Origin of the sequence: Gordonia sp. (in: high G+C Gram-positive bacteria) (assembly GCF_049299075.1) — a bacterium.
In the GTDB taxonomy this organism is placed as follows: domain Bacteria; phylum Actinomycetota; class Actinomycetes; order Mycobacteriales; family Mycobacteriaceae; genus Gordonia.
Genome location: NZ_JBAQWU010000427.1, coordinates 1 through 6,077, shown reverse-complemented (window position 1 = coordinate 6,077; position 6,077 = coordinate 1). Strand labels below are relative to the sequence as shown.

Annotated in this window: 6 protein-coding genes and 1 pseudogene; 4 read left to right on the top strand and 3 right to left on the bottom strand. The window is 69.7% G+C overall.

The window, feature by feature from the left end; genetic code table 11:
• Nucleotides 1-159, bottom strand: a pseudogene (locus tag WAW85_RS13765) (enoyl-ACP reductase); the annotation flags it as partial.
• Nucleotides 160-195: 36 nt separating this feature from the next.
• Here WAW85_RS13765 and WAW85_RS13760 point away from each other — a divergent pair.
• The gene (locus WAW85_RS13760; RefSeq protein WP_422560168.1) at nucleotides 196-1,338 is read left to right on the top strand and encodes a lipase family protein; all 1,143 of its coding nucleotides are present in this window, start codon (nucleotides 196-198) and stop codon (nucleotides 1,336-1,338) included.
• A 7-nt stretch (nucleotides 1,339-1,345) separates the two neighbouring features.
• Here WAW85_RS13760 and WAW85_RS13755 read toward each other — a convergent pair whose 3' ends face one another.
• Nucleotides 1,346-1,963, bottom strand: coding sequence for a class I SAM-dependent methyltransferase (locus tag WAW85_RS13755; RefSeq protein ID WP_422560167.1), 618 nt, complete (start codon nucleotides 1,961-1,963; stop codon nucleotides 1,346-1,348).
• 139 nt (nucleotides 1,964-2,102) lie between these two features.
• On the opposite strand from WAW85_RS13755, the gene menD reads away from it, so the two are divergent.
• The 3 genes from menD to WAW85_RS13740 are packed head-to-tail and all read left to right on the top strand — an operon-like array spanning nucleotide 2,103 to nucleotide 4,963.
• A complete protein-coding gene (menD, locus tag WAW85_RS13750) occupies nucleotides 2,103-3,770 on the top strand; it encodes a 2-succinyl-5-enolpyruvyl-6-hydroxy-3-cyclohexene-1-carboxylic-acid synthase (RefSeq protein ID WP_422560166.1) in 1,668 nt (555 codons plus the stop codon).
• A 39-nt stretch (nucleotides 3,771-3,809) separates the two neighbouring features.
• Nucleotides 3,810-4,274: a hypothetical protein gene (locus tag WAW85_RS13745; RefSeq protein WP_422560165.1), complete on the top strand. Its 465-nt coding sequence runs from the start codon at nucleotides 3,810-3,812 to the stop codon at nucleotides 4,272-4,274.
• Nucleotides 4,271-4,963: a demethylmenaquinone methyltransferase gene (locus WAW85_RS13740; protein WP_422560164.1), complete on the top strand. Its 693-nt coding sequence runs from the start codon at nucleotides 4,271-4,273 to the stop codon at nucleotides 4,961-4,963. The genes WAW85_RS13745 and WAW85_RS13740 overlap by 4 nt, the downstream gene beginning before the upstream one ends.
• A 20-nt stretch (nucleotides 4,964-4,983) precedes the next feature.
• On the opposite strand, the gene WAW85_RS13735 is transcribed toward WAW85_RS13740, so the two are convergent.
• Nucleotides 4,984-6,077 (bottom strand): FAD-linked oxidoreductase (locus WAW85_RS13735; protein WP_422560163.1); only part of this gene is annotated, 1,094 nt, incomplete at its 5' end.

The following is a 6,077-nucleotide window of genomic DNA, read 5'->3' as shown; positions in this document are numbered from 1 at the left end:
GTCCGGCAGCGCGCGGCGCACGCCGGCCAACTTTGTCTCGCTGCGCCCGGCCAGTGCGATCCGGGTGCCGGTGGGAGCGTGCTCGGCGAGGTAGTGGGCGGTCAGCGCGCCGACGAAGCCGGTGGCGCCGTAGACGATGACATCAAATTCGCGACTCATTCACCCAGCCTAGGCTCCCGCTCTAGGGTGCAAGCTATGCGAATTCGGATTGGTGCCCTCCTCGCCACCCTGCTGGTGGTCGTCGGACTGGTGTCCGGGCTGACCGGAGCGCCGGCGGCGGCAGCCGGTGGCGACGGCCAGGCGGTGTCCAGTCGGGAGCTGCCCGCATCGATGCTGCCCAGCGGGGCGGCCCGCGCGGTGAAGGTGCGGTACTTGACCCGCAACCAGAGCGGCCAGCGGGTCGAGGGTGACGGCGTCGTCTACTACCCGCACGGGGCGGCTCCGGCGGGCGGCTGGAAGGTGGTTTCCTGGGCGCACGGCACGTCGGGAATCGCACCGAAGTGCGCACCCAGCCACGCCTCGGGTGCCGAGCACGATAAATCGCAGCCGAATATCGCCGCCGCACTCAAGCGTGGCTACGTGGTGACCGCCCCGGACTACATCGGTATGTCCGGCACCCCAGGCACGGAGTATTTGGGCGGCAAGTCCGCGGGCTACAACGTGATCGACATGGTGCGTGCGGCGCGGCACACCGACGCCGCCATCGGGAGGCGCTGGGCGTCGCTCGGTCATTCGCAGGGCGGGCACGCAGCCCTGTGGGCCACTCGTCTCGCCGACAGCTACGCCCCGGAACTGCGCAACGTCGGCACGGTAGCGATCGCGCCGGCCAGTCAGATCGAGTCGGTGATTCCGCTGATTGCCTCGCCGGCGACACCGAACATCGGCCCGTTGAACCGGACGGCGTTGTTTGCGCTGTACTTGCTCGACGGTCTGGACAACTCCCGCCCCGAGCTCAACGCCGGCGCGGCGCTCACTCCGGCGGGCAAGTATTGGCTGGGCCGGGCGCGCGCGGAGTGCGCCGCCGACCTCAATCCGAAGCTGGCGAACATCGCACCGGGCACGCTGTTTCGGCGGTCACTCAATGATGCACCCCTGGGCCCGGCGCTGCGCGACTACTCCGCCATCCCGAACTACGGCTGGCAGCAGACCCGGCCGATCCGGATTCAGCAGGGCATCACCGACATGATCGTGTTGCCACCGATGACCGCTGCCCTCACCGCGCAGTTGCTGCAGGGCGGTGCCACGGTGAACGTCGGCACCTACCGCGGCGATCACACGGGGATCCTGCGCGAGTCGATGACCGACACCTACAACACGATCGACGGCTACTTCCGCTGACGCGGCCTCAGAGATTCACGGCGTAGCCGAGCGAGAACGCCGACCAGGGTTTGGGCGCCGCTGGGGCGTAGAACTGGTCGAGTTCAGCGATCTGCCAGCCCGCTTGGTCCAGGAGCGACGGAATGTCGCGGGTCAGCTCGCAGCCGCCGGCCACCGCACGCTCAATCGGGTTGACCAGGCGCTGGACGCGTTGCACCCCGGAGTCCGGCGCTAGACCGTGCTCACAAAAAGCTAGGGCACCACCGGGCTTCACCACGCGGCGCAGTTCGGCGAGAGCCGCAGCCAGATCGGGAATGGTACACAAGGTGAAGGTGGACAGGGCGCCGTCGAAGGCGTCGTCGTCGAATGGGAGGCGCTGGCCGTCCAATCCGCCGCGGGTGATGGAGATACGACTGCCAGCGATCCGCGGTTGGGCGCGCTCCCAGGCGAGATCGGCGGGCTCGATCGCTGTCACCTCGGTCACCGACTCGGGGTAGCAGCCCACGTTCAGGCCCGAACCGAAGCCGACTTCGATGATCGGCCCGGACAGTGGCGCGGCCGTGCGCCGCCGCAGCTTGTCCATCCCGGGCATCCCGCACGCCTGCTCGACCAGGCGCGGCAGAATCCGGTCGGCATAGAAACCCATGCCACACCGTAGCCTGATCAACCGTAGCCTGATCAGCTGTCCCTACCGCCGCGTCAGAGGACCACCATCGGCGATACGAGCTTGTCGGGTCTGTGACGTCACGTCTGGGACAACGAGGCGTGGCGTTAGGCTCACCGCTATGAATCCGTCCACTGTGCAGGCGAGCGTGATCGTCGACGAACTGGTCCGCGGCGGAGTGCGCGAGGCGGTGCTGTGTCCGGGTTCGCGGAATGCGCCGCTGGCCTTCGCGTTGTACGCCGCCGATCGCGCCGGGCGCTTGCGTCTACATGTGCGGATCGACGAGCGGTCGGCCGGCTATCTGGCGCTCGGTCTGGCGATCGCGTCGGGTGTCCCGGTGCCGATCGTCATGACGTCCGGTACGGCGGTGGCGAATATGAGCCCGGCGGTCTTCGAGGCGAACTATGCGCGGGTCCCGCTCGTGGTGATCAGCGCGAACCGCCCGTACGAGTTGCTGGGGTCCGGCGCGAACCAGACGATCGAGCAGTTCGGCATCTTCGGCACCCAGGTGCGGGCGGCGATCAGCCTGGGCCTGGCCGAAGAAGACCTCGACACCAACTCGCAGTGGCGGTCGGCGGTCGGTCGCGTGCTGGCGGCCGCCCGCGGCGCCCGCACCGGCAACGCGGGCCCGGTGCAGTTCGACATCCCGCTGCGCGAGCCGCTGGTCCCCGACTCCGCCGACGACCCGGCGCAGCACCTCGACGAGGTTGCCAGTGGGCGCTTCGCCGGTCGCCCGGACGCACAGCCGTGGACCAGTGCCCCGGTCGGCAAACTCGATGTGCCCATCGAGATCGACCTGTCGCTGCCCACCGTGGTCGTCGCCGGGCACGGCGCAGGCGAGCTACCCGAGTTGACTGGCCTCCCCACCGTCGCCGAGCCGACCGCCCCGCACCCGGCAACGCCGTTGCACCCGCTTGCGCTGCGCCGCCTGCGGCCAGTGCAGGCCATCATCTGCGGTCGCCCCACGTTGCACCGCTCGGTATCGGTGCTGCTGGCCGACCCGCAGGTGCGCGTGTACGCCTTGACCACCGGCCCGCGCTGGCCGGACGTCTCGGGCAATGTGTACGCAACCGGTACGCGGGCGGTGCCCACGGCGCAGCCGGACCCGGACTGGCTCGCCGAGTGCGCCCAGGCCGATACCGAGGTCCGCGGCGCCGTGGCCGCCGAACTCGACGCCTGCGATGAGACCACCGGCCTGCACGTGGCGCGCGCGGTGGCCGCCGCGGTGAAACCGGGCGATCAGCTGGTGGTTGGGCCGTCCAACCCGATCCGCGATGTGGCCTTGGCCGGGGCGGTCGCCGACGGTGTGCGGGTGCTCTCCAACCGGGGTGTCGCCGGGATCGACGGCATCGACTCCACCGCGATCGGCGCAGCTCTCGCGGGCCCTGCCGCCGGGCAGACCGTCGCGCTGGTCGGCGACCTGACGTTTATCCACGACATCACCGGGCTGCTGATCGGGCCGGAAGAACCGCGACCGCGCGCGCTGCGGATCGTCGTCGCCAACGACGACGGCGGCGGCATCTTCAGTCTGCTGGAGCAGGGCGATCCACGCTTTGCCGCACCCGCCTACGCCGGTGCGTACGAGCGGATCTTCGGTACCCCGCACCGCAGCGACCTGTCGGCTCTCTGCGCCGGCTTCGGACTGCCCTTCACGCGAGTGCATCTTGACGCGCTGGCCGCGGCCCTGGCGGATCCGGTACCCGCGGGCGGCATCGAGGTAATTGAGGTGGCGACGCAGCGCGCGCCGCTGCGCGGAATCCACGAACGGATCGCCGCCAGCCTCCGCTGATTTCCGGCCCGCCACGGTCAGGCGGCTATCGTGGACCCCATGAATCCGGTGATCGCGCGACGCGTCCGACGTGTCCAGATCGGCTTGGTGGCGCTCGGCGTCATCGCGACGCTGATCGGTGCGGTCATCATTTTGGGCGCCTACCGCAATGACGCCAAGATCGACGCGAACCGGGCGAGCGCGGTCGCCGATGTGATTTCGGCAGACCGGTTGCACGCTGCGGTGAACTTCGTGACGCCCGACGGTGCGCTGCGTAACCCCAAATTTGGCCTGCTCTATCCGACGGAACTGCAAGTCGGACAACGGATTCTGGTCGACTACGACGCCAGCAACCCGAACGCCCTCGCGCGGCCGGCTGGCCGCGATGCGCGCCTGTCGGTGCTTCCCGGGGTTTCCATTGCGGTGCTCGGCTGGGTGGTGGTGCTCATCCTGATGCTGCTCGTGGTGCAGGTGGGCCGCTGGCTGCAGGGGCGTCGGGACAAGGAACTAAGCTCGAGGGCATGACGTCGTCGAGCCGCGCCAGCCTGGAGAAGGACCCGTCCGAGGTCGCCGAGATGTTTGACGGCGTGGCGGGGCGCTACGACATCACCAACACGGTGCTCTCGTTCGGGCAGGATCGTCGGTGGCGTAAAGCCACCCGCAAGGCGCTGACGCTCCGCCCTCGTGATGTGGTCCTGGACCTGGCCGCAGGCACCGCAGTCTCTTCCGAAGAGCTCGCCACCTCTGGCGCCACGGTGATCGCCGCCGACTTTTCGCGCGGGATGCTCCGCGCTGGCGCCAAACGCGACATCCCGAAGGTCGCGGCCGACGCGCTGCACCTGCCCTTTGCCGATGACAGCTTCGACGCGGCCACCATCAGTTTCGGTCTGCGTAACGTCAACGACGTTCCGCTCGCGCTGCGGGAATTGCGGCGGGTCCTGAAGCCGGGCGGGCGCCTGGCGATCTGCGAGTTCTCCACGCCGACCGCCAAACCGTTCCGCACGGTCTACCTGGAGTACCTGATGAAGGCGCTTCCGTCGGTGGCCACCAAAGTGTCGAGCAATCCCGCGGCCTACGTCTACTTGGCCGAGTCGATTCGCGCCTGGCCCGACCAGGCCGGCCTCGCCGAGCAGATCCGCGCCGCGGGGTTCACGAGCGTCGACTGGCAGAACCTGACCGGCGGCATCGCCGCCATCCACACCGGCCGCGCCTGAGCAATGGTCAGCTGAGCAGGTCAGCTGAACGGCGGGCGGGCCTCGAATCGGCCGAACCCGGCGCCGACGGTGCGCCAGGAGCGGGCGATGAAGTCCGAGTCCTCCGGGGTCAGTAGATTGCCCATCACCCGGACGACGACGTCCATCAGCGCGGCCGAGCGGATGCCGGGGCGGCCCAGGACGGGCACGGTCTTGGGCATGGTGAGCAGGCCGGCGGCGCGGCGGGCGGCGGCGAAGGTGACACCGTACTCGTGCTGCAGGATCGCCGGCCAGGCGCGCGTGTGGTCGTGGCTCTCGTCGAGCAGGTCGACGGACATGCGCCCGGTCTCCAGGGCGTAGTCGATGCCCTCGCCGTTGAGCGGGTTCACGCACGCGGCGGCATCGCCGATCAGCATCCAGTTCGGTCCGGCCACTCCGGAGACCGCGCCGCCCATCGGCAGCAGCGCCGACGCGATGCGCTGCGGGGGAGCGGTTAGCTGCCATTGATCGGCCACCGCCCGCGCATAGTGCTCCAGCACCGGCTTCAGCTGCAGCGACGCCGGCCGTTTGGCGGTGGCCAGCGCTCCGACGCCGAGGTTCACCGTGCCGTCGCCGAGCGGGAACACCCAGCCGTAGCCGGGCAGCAGGGTGCCGTCGGGGCCGCGCAGTTCCAGATCTGAGCCGAGCCACTCCGATCCGGACAGCTCCGAAGCCGCATACGACCGCGCGGCCACCCCGTACGCGGTGTCCCGATGCCATTGCCGCCCCAGGGCTTTCCCGAGGGTGGACTTCACGCCGTCGGCGACGATCAGCTCGCCGACGCGGATCGTCGTTTGTTCGTCGCCGCGCTGCACGCGCACCCGGATAACCCGTCCGGCGCTGTCTCGTTCGACGTCCACCGCCTTGGCCCCGACCACCATGTGCGCGCCGCGGCCGACCGCGAACCGGCGCACGTCGTCGTCGAATGTCTGGCGGGCCACGGCACTGCCGAACGGTCCGAACGACGACTGCGGCCACGGCACGTCTTGCACGCGGCCCCAACCCCGCATCCGCAGGCCGCGGATGCGGGGCCGATCATCGAGATAGTCGGTCATTCCGAGGGTGCGCAGGGCGGCCACTGCGCGCGGGGTGAGGC

Bases quoted from the DNA above. Each gene is read 5' to 3' on its own strand.
- WAW85_RS13760 (WP_422560168.1), top strand. From the start codon at position 196: ATGCGAATTCGGATTGGTGCCCTCCTCGCCACCCTGCTGGTGGTCGTC.
- WAW85_RS13755 (WP_422560167.1), bottom strand. From the start codon at position 1,963: ATGGGTTTCTATGCCGACCGGATTCTGCCGCGCCTGGTCGAGCAGGCG.
- menD (WP_422560166.1), top strand. From the start codon at position 2,103: ATGAATCCGTCCACTGTGCAGGCGAGCGTGATCGTCGACGAACTGGTC.
- WAW85_RS13745 (WP_422560165.1), top strand. From the start codon at position 3,810: ATGAATCCGGTGATCGCGCGACGCGTCCGACGTGTCCAGATCGGCTTG.
- WAW85_RS13740 (WP_422560164.1), top strand. From the start codon at position 4,271: ATGACGTCGTCGAGCCGCGCCAGCCTGGAGAAGGACCCGTCCGAGGTC.